This window comes from Roseofilum reptotaenium CS-1145 (genome assembly GCF_028330985.1).
Taxonomy (GTDB): Bacteria; Cyanobacteriota; Cyanobacteriia; order Cyanobacteriales; family Desertifilaceae; genus Roseofilum; species Roseofilum reptotaenium.
In genome coordinates this window covers 62,459-86,627 of record NZ_JAQMUE010000100.1, presented here as the reverse complement: position 1 = coordinate 86,627, position 24,169 = coordinate 62,459, and the positions used below count along the sequence as shown (strand labels likewise).

The window sequence follows — 24,169 nt, the reverse complement described above, 5'->3', positions numbered from 1 at the left end:
GATGATGGAGTGGGGAAGAGAGCGCTTTGCGCTAGGCAAAAGGCAAAAGACAAGAGGCTATAGGCAAGAGGCTATAGGCAAGAGGCTATCTCCGCGTCCCCGCGTCCATCATCTGTGGCAAACATCTAAGGATTGGATATTACTTGGACTCCTGTTGATATTAGCAATTGGAGTTCCAGTATCAGGGTTAGCGATTAATCCATCTTCTCTAGATTCAAGAGATCGGGTTAAGTCTGCCCCTTCAAGTAGGAGCGAAACATTGTTCGCCCTGACTTGGATTGCTGGAATTGGGGCAATTGGGGCCAATTTCCTGATTGGGTATAGCTATGTACGACGGCAACAGCAGAAGTTAAAGGTACAAGAGGAGTTATTAAAGTTATCCGTATTGCATTCTCCAGGGGCGATCGCCATTTTTGATCGTCAGATGTGCTATCTGTATGTCTCCGAGCAATGGCTGAATATGTATAACTTACAAGAAGTGAACATCATCGGCAAATCTCACTATGAAGTCTTTCCAGACCTTCCTCAAAGCTGCAAAGAGATTCATCAACACTGTTTAGCAGGTGAGGTTAAACAGTGTAATGAAGATCCTTTTTATCAGGCCGATGGTTCTGTTGACTGGATCAGTTGGCAAATTTACCCTTGGTATACTGATGCTCGAAAAGTCGGTGGCCTTATCATGTTGGCTCAAGTGCTGACTCCCTACCAAAAGACGACTGAGCAACTACGGAAAGTTGAAGCTCGATGGCAAACGCTGGTTAACAGTACCTCCGATGGAATAATGATTATAGACCAGCAAGGAACCGTCTTATTTGCGAACCCAGCAGCCAAGAACATTCTCCATAAACCCCTCTCTGAATTAATCGATTATCCTTTGGGATTGCCCATGGTCGTTGGACAAACCGCAGAGATTGAAATTACTCGTGAGGGAGAAGTATTAGGCGTGAGCGAAATTAGTGTAGCTCCAGTGCAATGGGATCGGGAAGAAGCCTTAGTTGTCTGTTTGCGTGATATTAGTGAGCGGCGACAGGCTCAGTTAAGTTTATGGGAGCGAGAAGAACGATTACAGGCCATTTTCGATCAAGCAGCAGTAGGGATTGCATTGACTCTTCCTTGTGGACAATTAGTACAGGTCAATCAACGATTTTGTCAATTGTTGGGATATAGCGAGGCCGAGCTACTTAACATGACCTTTCGTCAATTGACTCATCCAGAGGATCGTAAGGTTGAGGAAGCCTATGTTGAAGACCTCTTAAGTGGTATTGGTCAGACCTATAGCCTAGAAAAGCGTTATCTCCGCAAAGATGGAAAGGTGCAATGGGTGTATATCGCTGTGTCAATTGTACGGGATTGGATAGGGGAACCCACTCGGTTAATTGGGGTGGTTTCGGATATCCATGAGCGCAAGCAGATGGAAGTGGCGCTGCAACAGGCAACCCAAGAAAGGGAAAAGGAAATTCAACGACAGTTGCAGCAGCAAGCAGAGACTGAGCGGGCTGTAGATATGGTGGTCGATAAAACCCGGGCATTTTTAGATGTAGAGACGATTTTTACGACGGTAACCTATGAGGCCAGACAGTTGTTGAAGTGCGATCGCACTCTCGTCTATCGTTTTAATCCGGATTGGACGGGTCAATTTGTAGCAGAATCTTTAGGCCCAAATCAGCGATCTTTGGTTAAACTACCCCATACCTATCAAAAGTTAACCGAACAACTGAGCCATTGCTTTTTTCAAGCCCAGGTTTCCCAAGGTAAGGTATCAGAGAGTTATGTAGCGAATGATGTTTTCACTCGCGGATTCCCTGCTTGCTATTTGGAATTCTTCCAGCAACAACAGATTCGAGCCTATTTAATTGCCCCCATTTTACAGGGAGAGCAATTTTGGGGATTATTAGCTGCCTATCAGACAGGAAATCCTCGCTCGTGGAAGCCTTGGGAAATCAAGGCAATGGTACGCTTCGGAAAACAACTGGGGATTGCCATAAAACAAGCGGAATCAGTTAAAGAAATCGAGAAAAAATCCCAACAGATCATTCAAGCCTTAAAAGCCAAGTCTCAGATGAAACAAGCCAAAGAAGCAGCCGATGCAGCAAATCAGGCCAAAAGTGAGTTTTTAGCAAACATGAGTCATGAACTACGCACGCCCCTCAATGCTATTTTAGGCTTTACTCAGTTGCTGTCCAGATCTGTTGTAGTGACCGAGCAGAAAGATTTTTTAAAGATCATTAACAATTCAGCTTATCATCTATTGTCATTGATTAATGATATTCTGGATTTATCAAAAATAGAATCGGGTAAATTGTCTCTGAACATTTCTGGATTTGATCTGTATAAAATGCTGGATAAAACTAAAGATATGTTTATCCTTAAAGCCTATAAAAAAAGTTTGCATTTCCAGATAAAATGTGAAGACAATGTCCCTCAATGGGTGAAAGGAGATGAAAGTAAATTACGTCAAATTTTAATTAATCTCTTAAGTAATGCCATTAAGTTTACATCCCAAGGTGAAGTAATCTTGAACGTCAGTAAACCCTCAAACCCTGATCGATTACAGTTTGAAGTTCAAGATACCGGCCCGGGGATTCCCATGCTAGAACAAGACAGGATTTTTGAACCCTTTGTACAGACGAGTGTAGGTCGTCAGTCAGGAGAAGGAACAGGCTTGGGATTATCCATTACTCAGAGATTTGTTCAATTGATGGGGGGAGAAGTTCACTTCACTTGTCCGGCTGCTGGCGGTACTTGCTTTTGGTTTGATATACCGTTTGAGCAAGCCGATCCGACGCAAGTCCCCCTATCCCATAAGCCGTTACGCGTCATTAGCCTAGCTCCTGGTCAACCGACTTATCGTATTTTGGTCGCTGAGGATGTGTGGGAAATTCGGCAATTATTAGTGAAGTTACTCCGTGCTGTTGGCTTTGAGGTGCGCGAGGCGAGTAACGGTCAAGAGACCATCGAAGTGTGGAAGTCTTGGCAACCTCATTTGATTTGGATGGATATGCAAATGCCAGTGATGAATGGATATGCAGCCACCCAAACAATCCGTAAGTCTTTGCAGGGCCAGGCCACTATAATTATTGGCTTAACTGACCATCCCCTCAGTGAGCCAATTTGCGATCGCTGTTGCGAATGTGATGATTGTATGATCAAGCCATTCCAAGAGAGCGCAATTTTTGAGACAATAGCGAAGTATCTCGGAGTTCGTTATCTTTATGGGCCAATGGACAGTTTAACCACAATTCTTGATGGTACCCCAACTGTACTGGATGATTGGTTGGAGGCCAGCGATCTTGAGGGAATTGCTGAAGATTGGGTCATCAAACTGTATCATTGTGCTGCGGGAGCCGATGCAGATGGGATTTATAAACTCTTAGAGCAATTGTCAGAAGACTATGGGAATGCAAAGAAGGCGATCGCTAGTTTAGTGGATCAATTTTGTTTTGATCGAATTATGAAAATAGCTCAGTGTGATTTGAATCATGAATAACCCGGGTCAAATGTCCTCTAAGGGAAATTTATTAATTGTTGATGATACTTTGAATAATTTACGGCTGTTATCCAATAGCTTGATAGAAGAAGGCTATAAGGTGCGAGGGGTGACCAATGGTCCAATGGCAATCACTGCGGCTAAGACCATTCCCCCAGATTTGATTTTGTTAGATATCAAAATGCCGGATATGGATGGCTATGAAGTCTGTAAGCACCTCAAGTTGAATACTCAGACTAAAGATATTCCCGTTATTTTCTTGAGTGCTTTAGATGATGTCCTTGATAAGGTTAAAGCTTTTCAAGTGGGGGGTATAGATTATATTACTAAACCCTTTCATTTGGAAGAAGTAATTGCCCGCATAGAAAATCAGTTAGCACTCACCCAAGCTAAGGCAGAAATAACCAAACTTAATAGCGAGTTAGAACACCGTGTGCAGGTGCGAACACAGCAACTGCAAAACATGAATCAACAACTCATGAGTACGAATAAAAGGCTAGAATCTGAGATTTTAGAGCGCCAAAAAATCCAGAAAAAGTTGTTGCATATGGCTTCCCATGATGCTCTAACTGGTTTGCCTAATCGAGTCTGGTTTATGGATTGCTTGATTCAGGCATTAGAACGCTTTAAATCTAATGATAAATATAAATTTGCCGTGCTGTTCATGGATTGCGATCGCTTTAAAATGGTCAATGATTCTTTAGGACATTTGGTTGGCGATCATGTGCTAATTTCTGTAGCCCGTCGCTTACAATCTTGCTTGCGATCGAGTGAAGTTTTAGCCCGGTTTGGAGGCGATGAATTTGCAATTCTCATCGATCGAATGGACGATGTTAGTATTGCCATTAATCTAGCTCAAAAAATCAAAAATTCTTTAACTTGGCCCTTCCATTGGGATCGACAAGAAATTTTCTTAAATGCTAGTATTGGTATTGTTTTTAGTACACCTGACTATCAAGAACCAGAGCAACTGCTCCGGGATGCAGATATTGCTATGTATCGGGCAAAAGGGAGCCATAAAAGCTATCAAATTTTTGATGCTTTTATGCGTCAAAACACGCAAAAAAGATTTCAGATTGAAACGGATTTAAGATTGGCGGTTGAAAATAAAGAATTTGTGCTTTATTATCAGCCCATCATTTCCCTAGAAACTGGCTATATTTCTGGTTTTGAAGCTTTGATTCGTTGGCAACATCCCCAACAAGGCTTTATTTCACCAGGTGCATTTATTCCCATTGCTGAAGAAACGGGATTAATTGTCCCTATTGGTTTATGGGTACTGCAAGAAGCTTGTACTCAATTTCAGTATTGGTGTAAACAAGGCTGGATTAATCATCAGATTAAAATGAGTGTTAATTTGTCAGTCAAGCAATTTAATCAATCTACTTTAATCGATCAAATTGATTGCATATTAATAAAGACTAATTGTGATAGTAAAAATATAAAATTAGAGATTACTGAAAGTGCCATTATGGATAATCCAGAATTGGCAACGAATGCTCTGGAGAAGCTGAAGCAACGGGAAATTCAACTCAGTATCGATGATTTTGGCACAGGCTATTCTTCCTTGAGTTATTTGCATCGTTTTCCGATTGATACATTGAAAATCGATCGCTCATTTATTAGTCGTATTGGAGAGGACGGGGAAAATGCTGAGATCGTAGAAGCAATTATTACTTTGGCGCACCATTTAAATATTTCGGTAACGGCTGAAGGGGTGGAAACAGATTTTCAATTAGCCCAGTTGTCTAAAATGGGATGCGAAGAAGTACAAGGATATTTTATTTCTAAACCTTTAGATGGGGTCACTATGGGATCTTTATTAGCGACTGTTCCTTGTTGGAAAATTTCGGAAGATTTAGAGGCTTGAAGAGCGCAGAAATGATGATTGGATTGTTAGGCGATCGCCTTTACGTGCTATATGGATTAATATAGAGCCAAGAAGAAAAGAGTACCCATGGCAATTTATCTCGATTCTGCGTTAATTTCTGAAGCACAAACTGCTATTGAATGGGGATGGGTGAAAGGAATTACGACTAATCCAACCCTGTTGTCTAAAAGCGATCAATCTCCAGAAGAAACATTGAGGCAACTAGCAGCGATCGCTCCCGACGAATTATTCTATCAACTCACAGCCTCTACCTATGAGGGCATGATTGCGGAAGCAGAACGGGCTTATGAGATCATTGGGGAGAAAACCGTTTTAAAAATACCAGCAACGGCGATTGGATTTCAAGCTACTGCCCACTTATCGCGCCTGATGGACTGTTCGGTTACAGCGATCTATAGTGCAGCGCAGGCGGCGATCGCCCAAGAAGCCGGAGCTAAATATGCGATCGCCTACGTCAACCGCGCCACCCGACTCCTAGGGGATGGTCTCGCTCTCGTCCAATCCATGGCTAAAATCTTACAAGGTACGAACACTCAAATCCTTGCCGCCAGCCTCAAATCCCCCGATGAAGCCGCATCTGCTCTACAAGCAGGCGCAGACGTAATCACGGTACCCCTCAACCTTCTACAACAAATGACCACCCATCTCCTTTCCGAGCAAACTGTCGTTGAATTCAACCAAAATGGGCGAGGAATTTCTTGGGAGTGAGGGAATGGGGGAATGGAGGTTTCCTATTCCCCATTCTCCATGCCCTATTCAGCCACCCGCACCCTAGCTAGATAAGCATCTGTATAATAATGGCGGAGAATATCCTGATAGGTTGATCCTTGAGAAGCCATGGCATAGGCTCCATACTGGCTCATTCCCAAACCATGGCCAAATCCCCGGCCTTGAACTTGGAAACTCGTTGCTCCTGTTGCCTTATCCCCTGCGGTTAGAGGTTGAAGGCTAAACAGGGTACTTCTCAAACTTAAGGCTTTTCTCAACTGCCTCCCTGTAATCATCTTTTCTCCGCGATCGCCGGTAATTTTCAGTGTCCGAACCCGGCCTTGGGGTGTTTTTTCTTGAGGTACAATGGACAAAACATTGCCCACTCCTTCCGTTAAATCCCTAATATCAGCCAAGGTAAAGACTTCTGTCCATTGATAAACTGGAGCTTGCTGATCGTAATCAGGTACAGCACGAAGATAGGGACGCGGCTCTGACCAAATATCTTCTACATTCTCCGTATGACCGCCAGAAGAGGAATGAAAGACAGCTTCAATAATCGAACCGTCATAGGCCAAAATTTGTCCTTCGGTTGCATCTACCGCTTGCTGAGTGCTGACATATTCATCTTGCACCCCACCATAGACTTGCCAAAAGGTATCATTGCCAACATCATAAATTTTATCGGCTGTCTTTTCCCGATGATAGAGGGCATAACTGCGGGCAGAGACCGCTTGAGCCTTCAGCGCTTCGAGGGGCCAAGAAGGAATCATTTCACCGCCGACCACACTGTAGAGATAGTGTTCGATATCGACATAATTAATCGCGGTAATCCCTTCATCGGTGGGCATAATTAATAGTCTACCTCGATACCAGCGATCGCCAATCCACACCAACCCATCATTTTCCGGCTCTATCCACAACTGTCCCGCTCGCCACTGGGCCAGAGAAACCCCATAATAATCAGACTGAGCTGTAAACCCATCCATCGGGTTTAACTCCCCAATCACCTGACCATTAGCATCCTTAACAATAGCGGCTGTAGAACTACCAATTTTTACTTCATCCGTATCTTCCTGAATGGCTACCCGCAATTCCACTGCCGCCGCACTGGCCAACGAAGCCATCACCATCCACAACACAGCCGTCAGCCACCAATGGGGTTTCAGGGGTTTCCATAGGGACTTAAAGGGAATGAAGAAAATACTGAACACAGAAGCCATAGAAAATTAATCCTTAGTGGGAGTCGTTAAAGAATTTGGACGTTATCGAAAATCTTAATAGACCTTAACAGATCGTCAGCTCTTGTGACTCAATTTCCGGGAAATTTCCACAGAAATTTTGGCTACTGACCTAATCCTGAATTAGGATACATGCATTAACTCGTAATACTGATGTTTTAAGCTCCCTGCCTTGGCCTACGACAACACCTGCAAATACCTCGCCGAAAAATTTCCAGAGTCCTTCATCCAATGGTTGCTTCCCCTAGTGCCACCCACCCCCGTTGAAGTCCTCAAAACCGAACTGATACAAGAACCCATCCGTGCAGATTCGGTTACCTTCTTGAAAGCAGGTAATCAAATTCTGCACATCGAGTTTGAAACCCGTCCCTACTCTCAACCTCCCCTACCCTTCCGAATGCTCGACTACTATGTGAGGTTAAAACGGCAATATGGTGGCTCTGTTCATCAAGTGGTGATTTTCTTACGAGAAACCACTTCCGAACAAGTTTTGGTCTCTCAGTATGAGGACGGAGAAACCCAACATCCCTACCAGGTGATTCGACTTTGGGAACAAGACCCAAATTTACTCCTATCGTCTCCTGGTTTATTACCCTTGGCCACCTTATCGAAAACCACCGAACCGCGCCAGTTACTACAGCAAGTAGCCGATCGGGTTGCTACAATCGAGGAGAGGAAGCAACAAGTGAATATTCTCGCTTGTAGTCAAGTACTGGCAGGTTTGAGATTTGACAAAACGTTAATCAAACAACTATTGAGGAAAGAGACGATGCGCGAGTCAGTGATTTATCAAGAAATTCATGAAGAAGGTCTGCTAGAAGGAATTCAGCGAGGAATTCAGCAAGGAATTCAGCGAGGTGTACAACGGGAGGCATCTTTAGTCATTCGTCTCTTGACGCGACGAGTGGGGAAACTCTCTCCAGAATTGCAAGCACAGATTCAGTCTTTGTCTGTGGAAACATTGGAAGATCTGGGAGAAGCTCTGCTCGATTTTACGGCAGTTGAGGATTTAGTGTCTTGGTTGGGCGATAATGCTGGGCATCGCTGAGGTGATAATGCTGGGCATCGCTGCGCGATCGCCCCAATTAATCAGACTTCCTCTAACATAAACGATACCTTCCGATTCCCCTAACTCCCTTGGCCTACGACAACACCTGCAAATACCTCGCGGAAAAATTTCCAGAGTCCTTCATCGAGTGGTTGCTTCCCCTAGTGCCACCCACCCCCGTTGAAGTCCTCAAAACCGAACTGATACAAGAACCCATTCGCGCTGATTCGGTTACCTTCTTAAAAGCGGGGAATCAAATTCTGCACATCGAGTTTGAAACCCGTCCCTACTCTGAACCACCCCTACCCTTCCGAATGCTCGACTACTATGTGAGGTTAAAACGGCAATATGGTTGCTCCGTACATCAAGTGGTCATGTTCTTGCGAGAAACTACTTCCGAGGAAGTTTTGGTCTCCAAGCATGAGGATACGAATACCCAGCACCGATACCAAGTGATTCGACTTTGGGAACAAGACCCTAATTTACTGCTCTCTTCTCCCGGTTTACTGCCCTTTGCGACTTTATCAAAAACTACTGAACCGCGCCAGTTACTCCAGCAAGTGGCGAATCAGGTTGCTACAATCGAGGAGACTAAACAACAAGCAGATGTCCTGGCTTGTAGTCAAGTGCTGGCGGGTTTGAGATTTGAGAAAAAGTTAATTAGACAATTATTGAGGAAAGAGACGATGCGCGAGTCAGTGATTTATCAAGAAATTCATGAAGAAGGTCTTCTAGAAGGACGGCAAGGTGAAGCTGTCTCTTTAATCACTCGCCAATTGACGCGACGAGTGGGGGCGCTCTCTCCAGAATTGGAAGCGCAGATTCAGTCTTTGTCTGTGGAAGTGTTGGAAGATTTGGGGGAAGCACTGATCGATTTTACTGGAGTTGAGGATTTAGTGTCTTGGTTGGCAGAGCGCCACTCTTAAGTTGAGGAAGTAGAACGGATGACTTGTTTTACTTACGCGCAGATGCTCAACATTTAGGCAAAATAATTTATCAACATTGGGATATTGAACATCAAGTTTACTCCTCTCGCTGTATCTTCTGACTGGTGGCTAAATGTTGTTTGAGAGTTTCTACAGATAAAGTCCCTTGGATATGTTGCCAGGGTAAAACTTTTTCGGTTGACCAATTTTGATACACATAATCTTCTAGCGGGGGCAGTTGTCCTTGAAAATGCTTAAATGCTTGCCGATAACTCCCTAGAGAATCCCCTGAATTTTGCGTGAATTCTAGGATGTGAGATAGACGGCGATCGCCTCTGGAAATTAGGGCTTGGATCGCCGACCAATTGTAACTCTCGGGGCGAAACTCCACACCAATTTTTCCTAAACCTTTTTGCAAGAGCTTTAATCGCTTCTTTGCTTGTGGGTTGACTCCATACCATTGAAAGGGAGTATGGGCTTTAGGAACAAAGGTGCTACATCCGAAGGTTAATCGCAATCCGGGCGCGGCTTTTTTCAATTCTTGCATTAACTCTAAAGTGGGTTCTAAATCCTCAATTTCTTCTCCAGGAATACCCACCATGCCATAAAATTTAATCCCTTTCAGTCCTCCTGCTTTGGCATTAATCGCAGCTTGGATAATTTCCTCTTGTTGCAGTTTCTTATTGACGATCGCCCGCAGCCTTTCCGATCCGCTTTCGATGGCAATGGTAATGGAGCGGCTATCCCGTTGACTAAGAATACGAGCGAGTTTTTCGGTAACCGTATTCGTGCGAACAGAAGCTAGACTCAGACGCACCTGGTCATATTGCGGTTGGCTTAGATAATCGAGCAGGGCATTAAATTCAGGATGTTGGGTGACTGAAGCGCCTAATAATCCGAGTCGGTTGGTCAATTTTAACCCTTGTTCAATGGCAGGAATTAATCCTTCTTGAAGATTAGCGGTGCGAAAGGGTAAAGTGAGATAACTAGCAAGGCAAAATCGACAGAGTTCTGGACACGATCGCACAACTTCCACCATATAAATGTTTTCCCACGCGGCTTGTGGGGTAACGACTCTAGAGGCGAGGAGGGTTTTACCGCGATAGGTTTGTTTCGTTGGCCGTTCAGGAATACTATCTTCAAGGGGCGTAATTGCAGCGATCGCTCCCGTTGGACTGTCGTAGGTCACCTCATATAAACTGGGTACATAAATTCCTTCTCCCTGAGCCAGATATCTCAATTGCTCGCCCCTGGATGCCGCCCGAACCTCTTGATATCGGTCAATAAATTCGCCTAATAACTGTTCCCCATCCCCCAATAAAATCACATCAAAAAAGTCAGCAAAGGGTTCAGGATTGGCTGTTAATACTGGCCCACCCCCAAAAATTAGGGGATGATGCTGTTGGCGCTGCTCACTTCGCCTGGGTATACCGAGTTGGTCAAGTAACACCAAAATATTGCCATAGTCCAATTCCCAGGATAACGAGAAACCAACCAGTTCAACCTGTCTGGGGAGTTTTTCCTGTCCATCCGTAAATAGACGGCTCACTGCCACCTGCGATCGCTCACGCAACTGCGACCAAATCACTTGATAGCCTAAACTGGTGATACCAATACTGTAGGTGTTAGGAAAGGCAAAAATTACCGGAATAGCAGTGCTTTCAGGGGATACCGGGTCGAATAAAAGCTGTTCTTCATGTAGGGGGATAGACAAGGAAAAATGCGGTTAGTTTAATTTTGATCGCAAATAGGGCAATTTACCCTATGACAATACAAAAAAATCGGACTTTTGTCAAATTGATAGAAATTGCCTCAAAAATCGGGTTAAGTTCTCATGAGCAATAGCAAAACTTTTAATTGATATAAGTCTCACTTTTTTAAAGAATAGGTGAAAAATAAGTGAAGATACTGATTTTTTGTCCACTCTCATCAGTTATCCTGAAAGAATACCCTTCTTTATATTAATCGGGTGCATTCTAAGGGGGTAAACCGGGTGAACCAGTTAGAAGGGAGTAGCTAAAATAATGAAATCCAGATTAACCCATTTACAGGGAAAAGCGCAAACCGTGGTTAGTATTCATCGAGAAGGGGTACATCGAGATACATTAATTCCCCGTGACGAAGGAGCGCTTAATGTAGAGAGTTTATCGTCGATCACTTTGGGGGATCAAGCCGATCGCCTCTTTGAACAAGCCAGTACCTGTCAGCAACAAGGAAACATTAAAGCGGCTCAAACCTACTGGCAAGAGTGTTTACCCCTCTACGAAAGCTTGGAAAACCATCAACAGATTAGTCAAGTTTTGGGCCATTTAAGTCATTCCTATTATGCCCAAGGGGACTATAATCAGGCTATCGAATATCAAAAACAACGATTAAAATTAGCCCAACAATTGGGCAATGTGCGCCTAGAAGCCCAAACTTGGGGAAATTTGGGCAATGCTTACCGTCATCAAGGAAGCTACACAGAAGCCATTACTGCTGAAAGTCGCAGTATTGAACTGGCGCAAGAGATGGGAGACAACCGCTTATTAGCCGTGGGCTTAAACAATTTGGGCTTAGTCTACAAAGCTCTCAACGACTTACCCAAAGCGATCGCATATCAAGCTCGAAGTTTAACCTTGATTCGGGAACAAGACAACCCCCTGATGCAAAGCCAAATCCTACGAAACCTGGCTAATGCCCACCATTCCCTAGGCAACTCTGAGCAAACCATTCACTATTATCAACAATTATTAGACTTAGCTCGTAAAACCCAAAATCAACGTTTAACTGCCAAAGTATTGAGAAATTTAGGCAATACCTTCCACACCCTGGGAGATTATAGCCAAGCCATTACGTATTACGAAGAACGACTACAGCTTGCTGAAAAAGTGAAAGACCAACGTATGAAAGAACAAACCCTAGGCAGTTTAGGGGTAGCTCACGATGCTTTAGGAAACTATCACGAAGCGACTCGCTATTATGAACAGCGCCTACAAATTGCCCTACACCTCAAAGACAAACGCTTAACTGGCCAAACCTTAGGGAATTTAATTGTAGCCTGTAGTGCCCTCGGTGACTTACTTAAAGTTGAGCAATACCGAGAGCAACGGCAAGCTTTGGCTTAAGGGAATAGGGAATAGCGGTTCTATTGTTCATTATCCATTACCTACTCCGTTTGATAGGCGCTCATCGGCTCTTTGATTAACCGAATATATAGATGTTTAAACGTAGATCTAATGACCCTGGGCATCCCAAAATCAATGGGTTGCATCTTATCCGGTAACTTCCAGTTGGCGATCGCCAATTCCTGCGGATTACACAACGGAAACTCTACCTGCTTCTGAGCATAACAGCCCGCAGCCAAAGCTGCAACATGGGTGGGAACCTCCATCGGATCAACCCCCAATAGTTCCAAAACGCTTAAGTCCAGAGCAAACACATCCTCAGATGCTCCTAAAATACCCAGGAACCGGGGACTACCCCTCATTGGCCCATTTCCTTCATGGGCAATAATACCATCAAGAATCGTTAAATTTGGCGCAATAGTCCGAGCGGTTTCCACCAACATCGCTCCAAACTCCTGGGAACTTTTCCCCGCTTGCATATGCCACCAAGCCTTCATTTTTCCAGGCACACAGCCAAATAGATTTTTCACTCCCAACGTCATCGTCAACTGCTGGTGAGCCTTAATCTTCGGTAAATTAATCACTGCATCCGCATCCATTGCTTCCTTAGACAGCAACAAATGCCCAAAGCGATCGCCTTCCGTTTGATATCGTTTTCCCCGAAATTCTACGATCGGTAAATTCACCTGCTGCAAAAACGGTAAATACCCATTCGCCTGAGCAACCCCTTCCACAGTCCCAAACGCCGGACTATCGCCCAAAAATGGCACACCTCCTGCTTCTTTAACCAACCGTGCAACCTCAACCACCAACTCCGGACGAGTCACACACTCATGAGTTGGTCGAGACCCCGTTAATAGATTAGGTTTAAGTAAGACGCGATCGCCCCGTTTAACGATGGATTCCATACCTCCCAAAGGAGCCAAAACTTCCACCAAAGAAGCTCTGAGCGCCTCTCGATCATAGGAATTCGCCCGCACCAAACTTACTTGACTCATGATCACAATTAACAATTAATAATGAAGGTTTTCCTCATTTCTCTCATCATTATAGTCAAGGAAATAGGGAACAGCGAACAGGTCATAGTCTATCTTTGTGTCTTTGCCTCTCCCATTTCCTATTCCTCTTTCGCTTCTGCCAACCAAGCGTCAAACTGTGCTTGATTCTCACTCACCCATTCCTGAGCCAAACGTCGAATATCCTCTGGAGTATCAGTTCCCTCTTTAATTTGTAAGCTCACTTCATTCATATCGGCTACTGGAATACTCACCAATTCAAACCACCGTTTAGCCCTCGAATTTCTGGATGCAAACGTTCGGTTCACCACAAAACGTTGTCCCACAGCCGGCCATCCCAAATTTTTACCCTCAAACGTCGTATCCGTTTCCGTTATCCCTACCATATGCTCAGGTAAAGATGTAAAAGGAACTTCTAAAGCCATCACCTCTCGATCAGGTTTCAAAACAGCAAATATCCAATGTGGATTATAAGCGTAATAGAAAATAGGCTTTCCTTGCTCGTAACGATCTATGGTATCTGCCAAAAGGGAAGTATAATTTCCCTGCTCTTGTTCTACCGTATCCTCAAGTCCATAAACTTTGAGATGATGATTAATCACCGATTCACAAACCCAACCCGGATTACATCCAACTAAGTTTGCTTTGCCATTGGCATCCGTATCAAAGAGATTGGCAATTTGGGGATCTTTCAACTGTTCAAGATTAGAAATTCCATATTCATCAGCCGTTTTTTTATCCATGTGATAGCCTTGAGAACCGGGCGGTATTACTTTGCCAACTTTCTCTAACTCATTATTGCCATTAGCCTGATTAAATAAAGATTCATGACCCGCATCGTAAGATACCACACTATAATCGAGAGATTGAGTCGCCAAAGATAGATAAATGGCTGGATAATCTAACGTTTTCGGACTCTCAATGGGGTAACCCAATTCGGCTAAACCAATATTAACCACTTCCGTTTGAAAGCTCTCCTCAACCCAACTACTATGGGCGGAACGCACTAGCGTATCTTGAGTTAAGTCTAAATTAGACCGACAGCTCATCAAGCCCACCGCGATCGCCAACAACACACTGGACGAAAACAACCGACGATATGATTTTCCAGGCATAACATTTAGGGATAATAAAAAAATAGTATAAGTCCGGATATATATAGTAATCCAATAAATTGAGGGCAATAGGGAATAGAAAATCCCCCTATTGCCTCATCTGCCCACTCCCCCATCTCCCCATTCCCCCACACTTGACAAATTTGCTTTACACTATTGACGATTGAGGGTCACTTAGGGAATGATAAGTAACCAGAATCTATGCTTAAGTAACCAGACCCTCATTTAAACGGGGTTTGCATACAGTTTATCTTCAAATTATCAGTGTCTAAAGCGATCGCGTGAGGAGAGCAATGAAAAAGTATCAATTTGGACTAAGTGGGGCGCTGCTCGGTAGTGCCGCCGTGATGGTAGCCAATGCTTCGGCTTGGGCGGCTCCGACCCGAATCACCAACGTCTCCCTAAACCCTAAGAATGACGGCATTGAAGTCATCCTAGATACTCAAGAAGGCGATCGCCCCCAAATATTTGCCGTGCCCAACGGCAACGAATGGGTTGCCAACATCTCCAACATGCAGCTCAACATTCCCAGCGGCGAATTCATGCAAGCCAACCCCGCTCCAGGCATTGCCGCCGTTCGTATCAACTCCATAGATGGCAACAGCGTTCGCGTTACCGTCACCGGCAACCAAGGCAGCCTCAGCGGCCGCATCAGTATCCAAGACGGCTCTAACTTCATTCTCTCCCTCAAGCAAGACGACCCTAAACCCACCGCCAACACTGCACCCCAACCCCCTGCCCCCCAGCCTGTGGCTCAAACTCCGCCCCAAACCACCGCTCAGGGCGCTCCCAACAACGGTGTACCGCTACCGAGCTTGCAAAACGGCATCCCCAGCCTACCCCCCGGAACCGGTGTCGCGCCTCCCTTCCGGCAAAGAGCGATCGCCCCACCGCTCGGTGAAATCTCCGTCTCCACCATCGACGCATCCGGCCGCACCATTAACCTCGGCTCCTCCGAAAACGTCCCCCGTCTCGTTCTCCGGGATGCCCCAGTGCGCGATGTTCTCGCCCTCCTTGCACGGGTAGCCGGTATGAACCTCGCCTTTACCGACAGTGCAGGATCTATTCCTGAAGGCCAAGCCGGAGCCTCTACTGCCGTTGCCGGGTCAACTATTTCTCTCGACATCGAAAATGAACCCGTGCAAAACGTCTTTAACAGCGTCCTGCAACTGAGCGGCTTGCAAGCCAACCGCGTTGGCCGCACCATCTTTGTCGGTACAAACCTGCCTCTCGAATCAAGTCCCGTCATCACCCGCACCCTCCGCCTCAACCAAGCTGAAGCTGAAGCCTCCGCCACCCTACTCGCTTCCCAAGGAGCCGACTATCAACGAGTCGTTACCAATACTACACGCGTAGTCGAAGGTGAAGGGGTAGACCGACGGGAAACAGAAGAAACAACGACTAGCATTGAAAACTTCACCGTCCAAGAAGCAAACGGTCCCCTCCTACTGCGCGGCCTATCCATCATTGCCGACGAGCGCCTCAACTCCATCACCCTCGTCGGGGACCCTCGCAAAGTAGAAATTGCCACCGGCTTGCTCTCTCAACAAGACCTACGCCGCCGTCAAGTATCGGTCAATGTCAAAGTCATTGACATTAACCTCAATGCTGAAGAATTTTCTAACAGTAGTTTTTCCTTTGGTTCCGGGGATTCCTTCTTCGTGGTCGATGGGGGGCAAGGCATCGCCAACTTTGGACGCTTAAGACCACCTACAGCCGATCAAGCCCGCGCTAATCAGTTTGGTCGTCCCGTTGTCAACAACCCCCTTGCTGGCAACACTCCCTTTATTAACCCCAATGGAACCCAACTGGTGCGCGACCCCGCCACTGGCCAACTGGTTCCCTCAGGGCAAAACCGACCGGGTTCTGTTTTCTCCCCTGGTGGCTCGCCCACAACTCCTGGAGTTACGGGATTTGACGCGGCTGCCCCCGGTATTCCTGGTGCTGCTGGTCGTCAGGTATCCCCTGCTTCGGGAACCCCACCTCTCTTCTATGACCGCAATGGTATTCCCCGCAGTTTGAACGAACTCACCGTTGGCGGCGGAAGCTTTCAACCCTTAGTCGATCAAACGAATAATCTGGTTACTGCTCCCACTGCTGGCACTCAAGCCCCTCGATTTTTTGATAATACTGGTCAACCTAGGCTGTTAAGCGAGCTGCAACTTGGTGGAGGGCAAATTCCAGCCCTCACCACTCCTAACGGTTCTCTCATTTCTGCTGGAACCGGAGCAGATCCCGCACCTCGGTTCTTTGATGCCACGGGTCAACCGAGACTCTTTAATGACCTGACCATTGGTGGAGGGCAATTTCAGCCCTTACGCAGTCCTGACGGAAATGTAGTCACGGCTGGTGTTGGGGCACAGTTCTTCTTAGATTCCACAGGTACACCTCGCCTGTTGAGTGAATTAAATGTCCCTGGTGTTTCCAATGGCCCCTTACAACCGTTGCGAGATGCTTCAGGTAACTTAACTCTAGCAGGAGACCAATCGCCAGTCTTTTTTGATGTGAATGGTGTTCCCAGGAACTTTAATCAACTGACAATTGGAGGAGGAGTCTTTCAACCTCTTCTCGATCCAGAAAGTGATTTAGTCGAAGTTACCCAAGGTGCATCTGCCCCTCAATTCTTTGATGCAGCAGGAACCCCCCGCTTATTAAGTCAAATTCTAGATGGTACATTTCAACCCCTCATTAATGGCCAAGATTTAGTCCCTGCGACTCAAGCCATTGCTCCTCAATTCTTTGATGCTAATGGCGTTCCCCGCTTATTGAGTCAACTTGTCCCAGGTGGCGGAAACATTCCTGCCTTAACTAACCCCACTGGAGAACTTATTTCTGCTGCTACAGGTGCTGCTCTTAATGGCTTACCTGCTATTATTGGCCAAGCCGCCCAACTCACCTACCAACTGCCGCAAGTTTTCCAATATCCCAACCAATTCCTAGCGCAACTGGAAGCAAATATTGAAGAAGGAACGGCTAAGATCCTTACTGACCCAACTCTTACCATTCAAGAAGGGGAAACTTCAACGATTAACCTCACAGACCGCATCCCTGTTAATGTGGAACAAGAAACGACTATTAATGCCAATACTACCACCACCACAGTTAACACTGAATTTGAAGATGTAGGTCTATTAATGCCAATTGTCGTAGATCGAATTGATGATAATGGCTTTATTACCATGACTATTAATCCTCGTATCTCTACCCCAACAGGTACCTTTAATATCGTTATAGATGGACTGCAACAACAGGTAGCATTGGTTTCGAGACGGGAGTTAAGTTCGGGTAAAATTCGCCTGCGTGATGGTCAAACGCTTTTGATTGCTGGAGTCATTCAAGACCAAGAACGGGAAACGGTTTCTAAACTACCCATTCTTGGAGATCTACCCATTATCGGCCGCATGTTCCGCCGAACTGACAACCGATCTGAGCGTGCAGAAGTGGTGATTGTGGTTACTCCCAACATCATCCAAGATGTAGAAGATGCAAACTGGGGATATGGCTACGCTCCTAGCCCCAACGTCCAGCAACAACTTCGTAACCGAGGCTTCCGCTATCCTGGCAGGTAATAGGGAATAGGCAAGAGACAATTTACCCGCGTCTCCGTGTGTGCCCGTCTCCCCATTCCCCCATCCCCCCATTCCCCACTATGAACCAACCCACAGTCATCGGCATTGATATCGGCGGAACCGGCATAAAACTGGGCCGGTTTCGTAAAGATGGCAGTTGCCAAAACACCCTTACCATTGCTACCCCCCAACCCGCAACGCCAGAAGCCGTCCTTGCTGCCCTACTCTCAACTCTTGCCGAACTTGATCCAGAGCAAACCGCCTTAGCCCTGGGAGTTGGAGTCCCCGGTCCCGTAGACGAAAGTGGTAAAATTTCGCGGGTTGCCATAAACCTATGTGACTGGCAAGATGTAACTTTAGCCTTGTGGTTAGAAGGCAAAACGGGTAAACCCACTGTCCTCGCTAATGATGCAAACTGTGCTGGATTAGGTGAATCCTGGATTGGAGCCGGCCGCAACTTCCAAGACCTGATCCTGCTCACCCTCGGAACCGGAGTCGGTGGAGCTATCATCATAAATGGCAAGTTATTTACTGGTCGCCATGGTGCAGCCGGAGAACTCGGCCTGATCACCATCGACCTCTACGGTCATCCCTGCAACAGTGGCAACCGAGGCTCCCTAGAACAACAGGTTTCTATTCCTGCTATCCGCCGTCAAGGTCATCTCGACCCCCAAGAACTCGGCCACCTCGCAGAAAGTGGCAACCGACAAGCCTTAGATTTTTGGGAAAACTACGGTCATCGTTTAGGGGCAGGAATCGCCAATTTAATCTATATTTTAACCCCAGAAGCAATTATTCTTGGGGGTGGCATTAGTCAAAGCGCCCCTTACTTCCTCCCTGCTACCCTAGCAGAAATTGAACAGCGCGTTCTACCAACGTCTCGCGAAGGACTCCAGGTTTTAGTCGCTGAATTAGGTAATCAAGCGGGAATGGTGGGTGCAGCTAAACTAGCCTGGCAACATTATATGAGTAAGGACTAATGAGTCTGTTGTAGGGGTGATTTTTTTTGCCCCTACAACGCCTTTCTCACGGTGATTTAAATCTACTCTAAGTATTAGAACTCTTGCATAGTTGGGTAGACAATGAATTGTAATCCAAAAATCCTGGATTCTCATGTCTATTTCCTATTGCCTGACTTATGCAAGAAGTCTATTCATTAGGACTGACCAATGGCAAAACTCGAGTAACCTAACTCACTCACTGCGTGCCAACTAAAAATATCTGCTTGGAACTGTTTCCAAGAGTCATAAATTTCCTTAAAAGAAGGCTCTTCACTGGCTTGTTGTGCTAGTAACTCCTGGGTTGCTTGGCGACAAGCGGTTAAAATTTCTGGGCTGAAGGGCTGTAATTGGGTTCCCCCATCTTTAAGCCGTTTGAGAGCTTGGGGATTGAGTGTATCATAGCGAGCTAAACAATGAATATTGGCATCAGCCGCCGCACTCCTAAGAACATCCTGATATTCTTTGGGCAATTGATTCCACTGGTCTACATTCACCTGTAACTCAAAGGTCGAGCCGGGTTCCCACCAACCGGGATAATAATAATATTGGGCAGCCTTATTCAAGCCCAATTTTTCATCATCATAGGGGCCAACCCATTCGGCTGCATCAATAGCCCCTCGCTCTAAAGCGAGGAAGATTTCTCCTCCAGGTAATACCTGTACATTAACGCCTAAACTGGCTAGGACTTTACCCCCAAATCCAGGGATTCTCATTTTCAAACCGTTTAAGTCGGCGACGGTATTCACCTGACGCTTAAACCAGCCACCCATTTGTACGCCACTATTGCCCGCAGGAAAGGCAATGACATTAAAATCGGCATAGAGCTGATTCATCATTTCTTGGCCACCACCATAGTAGAGCCAAGCATTTTGCTGTTGGGCATTGAGGCCAAAGGGAACGGTGGTTCCAAATACGAGGGCGGGATTTTTACCGATGTAGTAATAACTGGCACTATGGCCACATTCAACGGTTCCCGCTTGCACGGCATCCAAGACTTGTAGTCCAGGAACAATTTCTCCACCAGCAAAGACTTCGATAACAAATCGCCCATCGGTCATGGATTCGACTTTATCGGCAACCATTTTCGCTGACCCATAGAGGGTATCGAGGGAGGTTGGCCAACTGGTGGCCATTTTCCAGCGGATATTAGGGAGGGCACTATTGGTGGAACTGGTGCTAGTGTTTTGTGAAGTGGTGGTTTGGGCACTACAGGCTGCTAGGGCTAAGGTAGTAGCTGCTCCTGTTGTGGTATAGGCTAACAATTTACGGCGTTTCATAGGTTAAGTTCATATTAAAAAGCAGATTGAAGAGTCAATCATACCTCTGAACTTGGGTCACCACAATAGAACCTTGAGACTCTAATCGGGGTCTGATCTGACTCACCGTTAATCTAGAGTTCTGAGACGCTCAAGAAAGTCTTGGACAACTTCTTGGGGGTTACTTTGGCATTGCTCGATAACGTAGGAGTCAATGAGAACAATCCCAGATTGCTGTAGCAGGCGATCGCGCTTAAGATCGAGAGTGCACGATTGTTCTTCAATTTGAAGAATGCCACATTTACCGCCATCAATGATCAGAAAATAAGGTTGAGACTCTAGTTTTCCCTCTAAAATCGTTCGCACATGGGGATAAAATAAGGCATTTTGTTGATGTAGGGCTTGAGCAATGTCTAATTCAACTTGGGAAAAAAACTGTAATCCTTGCCACTGATAGGGGCCGATTTCTGATTCATTCAAGGATTGCTCTAAACCTTCTGCATGAACCAAATGGGTATCGGTTAAATTCGTTTCACTCAAATCTGAACCCCGAAAAATAGCATAGGCAGCATTACAACGCCCTAAATTGGTCTGATTTAAGTTCGTGTCACTTAAATCGGCTTTAATGAGATTAGCCCCACTCACATTGGCTCGACTTAAATCTGCGCCACTTAAATTTGCCCCACTTAAATTTGCCTGAGCTAAAGAAGCTTGAAGCAAACATGTTCCATTCAAATCTGCTTGCACTAAATTAGCAAAAATCAGATTTGCCCCACTTAAATCCGCATGGCTCAGATTAATATTAAATAAAGAAGCGCTACTCAGATTAGCTAACGTTAAATTCGAGCCACTGAGCAACGCCAAAAACAAATTAGCGCAACTTAAATCCGCATAGGAAAGATTAGTCTGGCTAAGATTAGCATGGGAAAGATTCACATAAAACAAATTCGCACGGGTCAGATTACTCTGACTTAAATCAATGCCACTTAAATCGGTGTAACTGAGATCAATCCCAGCTAAATCAAGACCCCGAAAATCCCGTTGCCCGCCACGATAAAGGTCTAAAAGGGTTTGTTTATCCATGGATAAGCACCCGAACTTTTCAGATGATGTACGCACGATCAACTCTAGTTTAGAGTTGAACTTTGGGTTTGTTGGGCTAGCACTTCTAGCGCAGCTTGATATTGGGAGTCAGAAGCGGTGGCGATTTGATTACGGGAGATCGCCTGGGCAGGAACGACTCGATCGGGTTCAATGCCTAACTGATTAATATCATGATGATCGGGGGTTTCATACTTGGCAATGGTTACGGCTAGCCCAGAGCCATCCGATAAATCAAATAGGGATTGAATTAATCCCTTACCAAACGTCCTTTCTCCCAGTAATTGAGCGCGATCGTTATCCTGGAGTGCCCCCGCTAGAATTTCACTAGCACTGGCGGTTCCATGATTGACCAAAACCACCAGCGGATCGTTGGTTAGTGCTGCTCCAGTCGCCTCAAAGCTCTCCAAAACCCCTTGACGGTTGACCACATAAACAATCGTACCCCGATCAATCCATTGACGAGCAATTTCAATGCCAGCGGTTAATAATCCGCCTGGGTTATTGCGTAAATCGAGGATATATGCTGCGGCTCCTTGCTCTTCTAAACGGGCGATCGCCTGGCTCAGTTCTTGGGAGGCATAGGCATTAAATTGGGTTAACCGCAGATAGCCAATCGGAACCGAGCCAGAGTCAGATTCAAGCGATCGCAGATCCGAAATCACAGGATTGAGCGTAATATGATCGCGGGTAATCTCCACCCTGTGCTGTTCTGTGCGGTCTCGTTCAATGGTTAAGGTGACTACTGTTCCAGTCGGTCCCCGCATCCGGTTAGCTGCCTCTTCAATGGTTAACTCGCGAGTCGGAATACCATCAATAGCCATAATGCGATCGCGTGGTTGAAGTCCTGCGGTTTCTGCTGGCGATCCGGCGATCGGTGCAATCACCGTCAGCAGACCGGTTTGAGCATCTAAAGCAATCTGCAACCCCACCCCACTCAATTCTCCTGAAGTTGTCACCTGCAAGCTGCGATAGGACTGAGGGGGTAAAAATCGGGTAAAAGGATCGCCCAAACTCTTCAGCATTTGGTCAATGGCCATATAGGTCTCTTCACGACTCCTGAGCGGCTTTTTTAGGGCTTTCTGGCGCACAAACCACCAATTTTGATGATTAAAGGTCTCATCTAAATAGGACCGATTCACAATGCGCCACACCTCGTTGTAGAGCTTCTGTTCTTGTGTCAGAGCATAGGCTGGAGAGATCCAAACCCCAAGGGCGATCGCCACATACAACACCAAAAAACACGCCACCCAAAAAATTCGCTTTACCATCACCTGTTTTATCATTACTTTGGCTATGTTACATTTCTATAAGAGCGCATTAATCTTTCATAGGATCGTTAACCGCATGTTTACCAAGCAGGTAAGAGAGTCAAAAACCTTTCAATGGTTTCAAGAACGTCTGGAGATCCAAGGCATCTCCGACGACATCACCAGTAAATACGTCCCTCCTCACGTTAATATCTTCTACTGTCTCGGTGGAATTACCCTCGTGTGCTTCCTCATCCAGTTTGCGACTGGATTCGCCATGACCTTCTACTACAAACCCACGGTAGCTGAAGCCTTCACCTCTATTCAATACATCATGAATGAAGTCAGCTTTGGATGGTTAATCCGCTCCATCCACCGTTGGTCTGCCAGTATGATGGTGCTGATGATGATTCTGCACATCTTCCGAGTGTACCTTACCGGAGGCTTCAAAAAACCCCGCGAGCTAACTTGGGTTACCGGAGTTGTTCTAGCGGTCATCACTGTAACCTTCGGAGTTACCGGGTATTCTCTGCCTTGGGATCAGGTCGGATATTGGGCCGTTAAAATTGTAAGTGGCGTTCCTGCTGCTGTTCCTGTGGTTGGAGACCTTGTCGTTGAACTAATGCGAGGCGGTGAAAGTGTAGGTCAAGCCACCTTAACCCGCTTCTATAGCCTACACATCTTCGTCCTTCCTTGGTCGATCGCCGTCTTCATGTTGGCTCACTTCTTAATGATTCGTAAGCAAGGGATCTCTGGCCCCTTGTAAAGCACGTAGTGCTAGGGAATAGGGAGATAAATCCCGACTGCTTCACTGCCGACTCCCTCTATATAATTGTTCCATTCATTATATTGATTGAACCATGTCCATTCAAAAGCCACCGGCCTTATCCGATCCCAAACTCCGGGAAAAACTCGCCCAAGGCATGGGCCATAATTACTATGGTGAACCTGCCTGGCCCAATGACCTGTTGTATACTTTCCCAGTCGTAATTGTGGGAACCCTCGGCTGCATCGTTGCCCTAGCGGTACTCGATCCTGCCTTTATTGGCGAACCTGCCGATCCCTTTGCCACTCCCCTGGAAATTCTGCCAGAGTGGTACTTTTATCCTGTATTCCAAATTCTGAGAACAGTTCCCAATAAACTGTTGGGCGTTCTGATGATGGCTTCCATTCCCCTAGGCTTAATCCTGGTTCCTTTTATCGAAAATGTGAACAAATTCCAAAATCCTTTCCGCCGTCCCGTCGCGACTGCGGTTTTCTTGTTTGGAACCCTGGTTACTCTCTGGTTAGGTATTGGAGCGGCTTTACCCATCGATAAATCTCTGACCTTGGGATTATTCTAAATAGCGCTGGTAATGGGTAATCGGAAGTTCAACCCCTGTTAAGACCCAAACAGCATTGCTATAGAGCAGATTAGAATCATAATTTTCTAAGCACCGGTAAGGGAACTGGC

The 24,169-nt window shown here is 45.9% G+C and carries 17 protein-coding genes; 10 read left to right on the top strand and 7 right to left on the bottom strand.

Annotated elements, in window-relative coordinates; translation table 11 throughout:
• Window positions 1-259: 259 nt before the first annotated feature.
• From PN466_RS22755 to PN466_RS22745, 3 genes are all read left to right on the top strand, one after another.
• A complete protein-coding gene (locus tag PN466_RS22755) occupies window positions 260-3,487 on the top strand; it encodes a PAS domain S-box protein (protein WP_271944296.1) in 3,228 nt (1,075 codons plus the stop codon).
• Entirely contained in the window at window positions 3,480-5,357 is a 1,878-nt protein-coding gene (locus PN466_RS22750; RefSeq protein WP_271944294.1) for a two-component system response regulator, read from the top strand. The genes PN466_RS22755 and PN466_RS22750 overlap by 8 nt, the downstream gene beginning before the upstream one ends.
• Before the next feature lie 87 nt (window positions 5,358-5,444).
• On the top strand, window positions 5,445-6,086 hold the full coding sequence (locus PN466_RS22745) for a transaldolase family protein (RefSeq protein WP_271944292.1): 642 nt from the start codon (window positions 5,445-5,447) through the stop codon (window positions 6,084-6,086).
• 44 nt (window positions 6,087-6,130) lie between these two features.
• On the opposite strand, the gene PN466_RS22740 is transcribed toward PN466_RS22745, so the two are convergent.
• Window positions 6,131-7,309, bottom strand: coding sequence for a SpoIID/LytB domain-containing protein (locus tag PN466_RS22740; protein WP_271944290.1), 1,179 nt, complete (start codon window positions 7,307-7,309; stop codon window positions 6,131-6,133).
• Between the two features lie 190 nt (window positions 7,310-7,499).
• On the opposite strand from PN466_RS22740, the gene PN466_RS22735 reads away from it, so the two are divergent.
• On the top strand, window positions 7,500-8,375 hold the full coding sequence (locus tag PN466_RS22735; RefSeq protein WP_271944288.1) for an Rpn family recombination-promoting nuclease/putative transposase: 876 nt from the start codon (window positions 7,500-7,502) through the stop codon (window positions 8,373-8,375).
• Window positions 8,376-8,464: 89 nt separating this feature from the next.
• Window positions 8,465-9,301 carry an Rpn family recombination-promoting nuclease/putative transposase gene (locus tag PN466_RS22730; RefSeq protein WP_271944286.1) on the top strand — a complete coding sequence of 279 codons (837 nt, stop codon included), beginning with the start codon at window positions 8,465-8,467 and terminating at the stop codon, window positions 9,299-9,301.
• A gap of 97 nt (window positions 9,302-9,398) precedes the next feature.
• Here the strand turns inward: PN466_RS22730 and PN466_RS22725 are convergent, their stop codons facing one another.
• On the bottom strand, window positions 9,399-11,015 hold the full coding sequence (locus tag PN466_RS22725; protein ID WP_271944285.1) for a B12-binding domain-containing radical SAM protein: 1,617 nt from the start codon (window positions 11,013-11,015) through the stop codon (window positions 9,399-9,401).
• 310 nt (window positions 11,016-11,325) lie between these two features.
• On the opposite strand from PN466_RS22725, the gene PN466_RS22720 reads away from it, so the two are divergent.
• Complete coding sequence (locus PN466_RS22720) at window positions 11,326-12,408, top strand: tetratricopeptide repeat protein (protein WP_271944283.1); 1,083 nt, start codon at window positions 11,326-11,328, stop codon at window positions 12,406-12,408.
• A gap of 41 nt (window positions 12,409-12,449) precedes the next feature.
• On the opposite strand, the gene PN466_RS22715 is transcribed toward PN466_RS22720, so the two are convergent.
• Complete coding sequence (locus PN466_RS22715; RefSeq protein WP_271944282.1) at window positions 12,450-13,406, bottom strand: DUF362 domain-containing protein; 957 nt, start codon at window positions 13,404-13,406, stop codon at window positions 12,450-12,452.
• A 119-nt stretch (window positions 13,407-13,525) separates the two neighbouring features.
• The gene (proX, locus tag PN466_RS22710; RefSeq protein ID WP_271944280.1) at window positions 13,526-14,539 is read right to left on the bottom strand and encodes a glycine betaine/L-proline ABC transporter substrate-binding protein ProX; all 1,014 of its coding nucleotides are present in this window, start codon (window positions 14,537-14,539) and stop codon (window positions 13,526-13,528) included.
• A gap of 293 nt (window positions 14,540-14,832) precedes the next feature.
• Here proX and PN466_RS22705 point away from each other — a divergent pair, with 293 nt between their 5' ends.
• Together PN466_RS22705 and PN466_RS22700 are read left to right on the top strand one after the other, a co-directional pair.
• Window positions 14,833-18,108 carry an AMIN domain-containing protein gene (locus tag PN466_RS22705; protein ID WP_271944278.1) on the top strand — a complete coding sequence of 1,092 codons (3,276 nt, stop codon included), beginning with the start codon at window positions 14,833-14,835 and terminating at the stop codon, window positions 18,106-18,108.
• Window positions 18,109-18,188: 80 nt separating this feature from the next.
• The gene (locus PN466_RS22700) at window positions 18,189-19,088 is read left to right on the top strand and encodes an ROK family protein (protein ID WP_271944276.1); all 900 of its coding nucleotides are present in this window, start codon (window positions 18,189-18,191) and stop codon (window positions 19,086-19,088) included.
• A 176-nt stretch (window positions 19,089-19,264) separates the two neighbouring features.
• On the opposite strand, the gene PN466_RS22695 is transcribed toward PN466_RS22700, so the two are convergent.
• From PN466_RS22695 to ctpA, 3 genes are all read right to left on the bottom strand, one after another.
• Window positions 19,265-20,386: a TRAP transporter substrate-binding protein gene (locus PN466_RS22695; protein ID WP_271944274.1), complete on the bottom strand. Its 1,122-nt coding sequence runs from the start codon at window positions 20,384-20,386 to the stop codon at window positions 19,265-19,267.
• 108 nt (window positions 20,387-20,494) lie between these two features.
• Window positions 20,495-21,448 carry a pentapeptide repeat-containing protein gene (locus PN466_RS22690; RefSeq protein ID WP_271944272.1) on the bottom strand — a complete coding sequence of 318 codons (954 nt, stop codon included), beginning with the start codon at window positions 21,446-21,448 and terminating at the stop codon, window positions 20,495-20,497.
• Window positions 21,449-21,492: 44 nt separating this feature from the next.
• Complete coding sequence (gene ctpA / locus PN466_RS22685) at window positions 21,493-22,737, bottom strand: carboxyl-terminal processing protease CtpA (protein ID WP_271944271.1); 1,245 nt, start codon at window positions 22,735-22,737, stop codon at window positions 21,493-21,495.
• 76 nt (window positions 22,738-22,813) lie between these two features.
• Here ctpA and petB point away from each other — a divergent pair, with 76 nt between their 5' ends.
• On the top strand, window positions 22,814-23,482 hold the full coding sequence (gene petB, locus PN466_RS22680) for a cytochrome b6 (RefSeq protein WP_271944269.1): 669 nt from the start codon (window positions 22,814-22,816) through the stop codon (window positions 23,480-23,482).
• Window positions 23,483-23,576: 94 nt separating this feature from the next.
• Window positions 23,577-24,059 (top strand): cytochrome b6-f complex subunit IV, encoded by a 483-nt coding sequence (gene petD / locus PN466_RS22675; RefSeq protein WP_271944267.1) that lies wholly within the window; start codon window positions 23,577-23,579, stop codon window positions 24,057-24,059.
• Window positions 24,060-24,169 lie beyond the last annotated feature (110 nt).

Bases quoted from the DNA above. Each gene is read 5' to 3' on its own strand.
- PN466_RS22740 (WP_271944290.1), bottom strand. From the start codon at position 7,309: ATGGCTTCTGTGTTCAGTATTTTCTTCATTCCCTTTAAGTCCCTATGG.
- PN466_RS22720 (WP_271944283.1), top strand. From the start codon at position 11,326: ATGAAATCCAGATTAACCCATTTACAGGGAAAAGCGCAAACCGTGGTT.
- ctpA (WP_271944271.1), bottom strand. From the start codon at position 22,737: ATGGTAAAGCGAATTTTTTGGGTGGCGTGTTTTTTGGTGTTGTATGTG.
- PN466_RS22690 (WP_271944272.1), bottom strand. From the start codon at position 21,448: ATGGATAAACAAACCCTTTTAGACCTTTATCGTGGCGGGCAACGGGAT.
- PN466_RS22715 (WP_271944282.1), bottom strand. From the start codon at position 13,406: ATGAGTCAAGTAAGTTTGGTGCGGGCGAATTCCTATGATCGAGAGGCG.
- PN466_RS22745 (WP_271944292.1), top strand. From the start codon at position 5,445: ATGGCAATTTATCTCGATTCTGCGTTAATTTCTGAAGCACAAACTGCT.
- proX (WP_271944280.1), bottom strand. From the start codon at position 14,539: ATGCCTGGAAAATCATATCGTCGGTTGTTTTCGTCCAGTGTGTTGTTG.
- PN466_RS22750 (WP_271944294.1), top strand. From the start codon at position 3,480: ATGAATAACCCGGGTCAAATGTCCTCTAAGGGAAATTTATTAATTGTT.
- PN466_RS22700 (WP_271944276.1), top strand. From the start codon at position 18,189: ATGAACCAACCCACAGTCATCGGCATTGATATCGGCGGAACCGGCATA.
- PN466_RS22705 (WP_271944278.1), top strand. From the start codon at position 14,833: ATGAAAAAGTATCAATTTGGACTAAGTGGGGCGCTGCTCGGTAGTGCC.
- petD (WP_271944267.1), top strand. From the start codon at position 23,577: ATGTCCATTCAAAAGCCACCGGCCTTATCCGATCCCAAACTCCGGGAA.
- petB (WP_271944269.1), top strand. From the start codon at position 22,814: ATGTTTACCAAGCAGGTAAGAGAGTCAAAAACCTTTCAATGGTTTCAA.
- PN466_RS22695 (WP_271944274.1), bottom strand. From the start codon at position 20,386: ATGAAACGCCGTAAATTGTTAGCCTATACCACAACAGGAGCAGCTACT.